Origin of the sequence: Roseateles sp., from assembly GCF_036404855.1 — a bacterium.
Classification (GTDB): Bacteria; Pseudomonadota; Gammaproteobacteria; order Burkholderiales; family Burkholderiaceae_C; genus Pelomonas.
Genome location: NZ_DASWYS010000282.1, coordinates 1 through 3,348, shown reverse-complemented (window position 1 = coordinate 3,348; position 3,348 = coordinate 1). Strand labels below are relative to the sequence as shown.

Annotated in this window: 3 protein-coding genes; 1 reads left to right on the top strand and 2 read right to left on the bottom strand. The window is 65.5% G+C overall.

Features of this window, described 5'->3' with window-relative positions; genetic code table 11:
• Window positions 1–1,300 (bottom strand): GumC family protein (locus VGF12_RS18580; RefSeq protein WP_331177534.1); only part of this gene is annotated, 1,300 nt, incomplete at its 3' end.
• Window positions 1,300–2,334, bottom strand: coding sequence for an SLBB domain-containing protein (locus VGF12_RS18575; RefSeq protein WP_331177533.1), 1,035 nt, complete (start codon window positions 2,332–2,334; stop codon window positions 1,300–1,302). The genes VGF12_RS18580 and VGF12_RS18575, both read right to left, overlap by 1 nt.
• Window positions 2,335–2,930: 596 nt before the next feature.
• On the opposite strand from VGF12_RS18575, the gene VGF12_RS18570 reads away from it, so the two are divergent.
• Window positions 2,931–3,348, top strand: a 418-nt coding sequence (locus VGF12_RS18570) for a hypothetical protein (protein ID WP_331177532.1), incomplete at its 3' end; no start/stop codon positions are given.

The window sequence follows — 3,348 nt, the reverse complement described above, 5'->3', positions numbered from 1 at the left end:
GCATCAGGGCGGCCAGCAGGTTTACCAGGGGCTTTGGCGATTCGGCCTTCACCGGGGGTGTGGCGCGGGAAATGTAGTGGACGTTGTTGTATTTCCCGCTGGTGGCCAGCATCACCTGGTCGTAGCCGTCCAACGCCTGCTTGTAGAGCGCCTTGGCGGTCTCCAGTTCGAGCACCAGCTTGGCGCCCTCGGCCTGGCGCTTGCGCTTGCTCAGTACTCGGGTCCTCTCCTGGGCGACGGCGCCGCGCAACTGTCCTTCCAGGCTGCGGGCAGCACCGATCTGCGCCTCCGCGTTGTTCGAGTACACGCTCATCTCGGCGTTCAGCGCCCGCTGGGTGGAATCGACCTGGGCATTGAGCTCAACCACCTGCGGATGACGCGGGCCCAGCGTGGAGCTCAGCTGCGCCAGCTGTCCGCGCAATTCGGCCAACTGCGACTTGAGGCCGGATATAGACTCGGAGCCGATCACCGCGTTGCGCGACGTCAGGTTGCCGGTGTTGCTCAGTTCGGTGACGCGGCGCTGCTCCTGGGCTTCGAGCAGCCGGTGCTCGAGACTGGTCAGGCGCTCCATCTCGATATCGGCATCGGAGTCCTGCCCTTCCACCAAGCCATTCTTCTGCCGGTAGGCCGCCAGTTCCGCCTCGGCCTTGTCGACCCTTGCCTTCAGGTCCTCAAGCTGCTGCTTGTAGCGGGCGTCGCGCTCCGCTACCGGTCCGGTGAGGCGGCGGTACTGCTGCTGCGCGTAGACATCGCCGATGCCGTTGGCCACGCGCGCGGCCTCCTTGGGATTGTCCGCCGCGTAGACGATGTTGATCAACTGGCTGCTCCACTCTCCCTGCTCCACCGTCAGCTTGCGGCCAACGTTGGCCGCCACGAAGTCGCCCAGCGAGGCGCCGCCCTCGGGACGGTAACCGGAGACGTACTCCCGCTGCTTGTCCAGTCCCAATTGCTGGATCGCAGGTAGCAGCACGGCGGGGCTGCGGATCAGCTGAATCTGCGTTGACATGTAGTTGCTCATCAGGCCGATGGGGAACTCGCGCCCGCCGAGCGGGTCGTTGACGTCGTAGTCGACCATCAAAGTCGCCGTCGCCTCATAGGTCTTGGGCATCAGCTTGGTGACGATGGCGGCCAGCACCACGGCGCTCGCCACGATTGCCAGCGTGATCTTGCGATAGGCCCAGACGATGGTCAGCAACTGCGTCAGGGAAATGCCCGGGTGCGCGTAGTTGGCCGGTATCGCCGCATGCGGGTGCATGGGCGCCGGAGGCCCTCCCTGGATGACCGAGAGCTCCCTGTTCATCAGAAAATCCTCTCCTTGACCCGGATTACGTCGTCGGCGTGTACCGTATCGGTCAGGTCCGCGTCGAAGGTCTGGTACTTGCCGTTCTTGACGCGGCGCTTGATGACGATGCGGCTGTCGCTGCCGCGTGGAGTCAGTCCCCCACCGCGTGTGATGGCCTGCAGTACCGTGGTATCAGGGTCGAGGCGGTAGGCATTGGGGTTCTGGACTTCGCCGTAGACATAGAACTGCTCGGCGCGAGGCACGTAGACCGAGTCCCCGCTGCGGATGCGCACGTCGGGAACCTCGCCGCTGCCGCTGGCCAGGCCGCGCAAATCCACGGGCTGGCGCAGCGGCTTGCCGTCGGGGCCGGCCCGCAGCAGGTAGATCACGGTCGAACCGGTCTCGGCGATGCCGCCGGCCTGCGCCAGCAGGTCCAGCACCGTGGTCCTGGATTCCAGCGGATAGCGGCCGGGGTTGCGCACATCGCCCAGCACCGAGACCTGCTGGCTCTTGAAGGCCGGCAGCACGATCGAAACCTGGGGGTTGACCAGGAACTCGCCGCCCTTGAGCGCGCGCGCCACGGCGTTGGCCGCGGCCGACGGCGACTTGCCGGCAACTTCGACCGCGCCGACCAGGGGCACATTGATCGAACCATCGTCGGCAACGTAGGTCGTGGTGTTGAACTCCGGGCGTCCGAAGACCTGAAGGTTGACCTGGTCACCGACCCCGAGTTTGAGCAGGGGCTCGTCCGATTCGACCGCCTCGGCCGGAGCCGGCGTGGGCATCCCCGGGTCGATCAGGCGCTGCTCGGGCACGCCCATGGCACCGTCTATCAGCAGCGCCGGGGTGACGCGCCAGTTGCCACGGCGCGCTTCGGATGGTGCCCCGGCCTGCGGCGGCTCGGCCTCCTGCGCTGGTGGGGGCTGCGCCTCGGTCAGAGTCGGATCGCCCTCCATCTCGAACCCCTGCGCGGCGGCGACTCCGCCGGACAGCAGCCACGCTGCTGCCGTCCCCCATGCCAACAGCGCCGTCTGAAAATGCCTGGCATCCATGCCCCAGCCTCCGTCGCTTCCTGCGACTCGAAATCAAATATGTCCGGCGTGCGCCCAAGCAATGCCTGGCCCCCGGTGGCGCAACTTATGCACGACCCATGCCGATCGCCCTTACAACTTAAAATCCGCATGCACAAAGGGAAACTGCGCATTTCGCAACAACGCGCATGCCTGCGAAATGCGCGAGGCTGTACCTTCGCTCAATGGCTGAAAAGCCGCCTTTCATCTGCCCCCGGCGACCACTGAACCCCATGATTTCCTCGGCATGCGGCACTAACGCGCAATTTGCAGGTCCTCTGGCTGGCTCCAGTGCAAATTGCGATGCCCTGAAAAAAGGCATGAACCTGCAGCTTGCACCGCCTTTTGCCGCAAATTGCAATCAGTGACCTTCGAGCTCTTGCAGCCTGCCGCACCGCAATAAGACGCCCTCTGGGGACCTGTCGCAAAACGGATTCAGATTCCCGCAGGACTGCGTTCTCGGACCCGTCCTCGCCCCCCATTCGCGGCTTGGCCCACCCTTTGCTGAGTCCAGGCATCTGCGCAGGAAGCGCGATGCCCCGGCGGGGGTTCCCGCCATCCCAAGGACGGGTGCGGCAATGACCAAGCTTCAATACCATTTCGACGACCTCGGCGTAGACGCGATGAGCGCCGCCGCGGCTGCCTTCGGGCAGGATCGCTACGGCTACGTGGTGACGCCGAACGTGGATCACATGATTCGACTGCACGATGAGCCCACGCTTCGTCCGCTCTACGAAGACGCCACCTTCATCACCCTGGACAGCCGCTTCCTGGCACTGCTGCTGCGGCTGGTGCGCGGCACGCGTCTGCAGACCTGTCCCGGCAGCGACCTGACGCAGCGACTGCTGACCGAAGTGGTGCGGCCAGACGACAAGCTGCTGCTGATCGGCTGCGGCCTGGAGCAGGCGGCCGAACTGCGCCGCCGTTACGGCCTGCGCGACCTGCGCCACTACAACCCCCCGATGGGCTTCATCCGCGATCCGCAGGCGGTGGAGG

Coding starts and splice junctions, on each gene's coding strand:
- VGF12_RS18575 (WP_331177533.1), bottom strand. CDS start 2,334: ATGGATGCCAGGCATTTTCAGACGGCGCTGTTGGCATGGGGGACGGCA.